This window comes from Streptomyces katrae, from assembly GCF_000966975.1.
Lineage (GTDB): Bacteria > Actinomycetota > Actinomycetes > Streptomycetales > Streptomycetaceae > Streptomyces > Streptomyces katrae.
The window spans coordinates 1-235 of the sequence record NZ_JZWV01000949.1 but is presented as its reverse complement, the minus strand read 5'-3'; the positions used below and the strand labels follow the sequence as shown (position 1 = coordinate 235).

At 76.2% G+C, this 235-nt stretch carries 1 protein-coding gene; it reads right to left on the bottom strand.

The window, feature by feature from the left end; translation table 11 throughout:
• Positions 1-110: 110 nt before the first annotated feature.
• A partial coding sequence (locus tag VR44_RS44335; protein ID WP_157880445.1) for a (2Fe-2S)-binding protein occupies positions 111-235 on the bottom strand: 125 nt, incomplete at its 5' end.

Genomic DNA, 235 nt, shown 5'->3' with positions numbered 1-235 from the left:
GTTCGGGTGGTTCGGGTGGTTCGGGTGGTTCGGGTGGTTCGGGTGGTTCGGGTGGTTCGGATGGTTCGCGCGGACTGGGTGGTGCGGATGGTCCGTGTGCTCCGGGTGGTTCACCGCCGCGTCCCCTCGGGGTCGAGCAGCGCGCGGACCGCCGCGCCGCAGTGGAAGCCCTGGCAGCGGCCGGCCCGGGCGCGGGTGCGGCGGCGGAGGGCGTCGGGCGTGGCGGGCGGGTTGG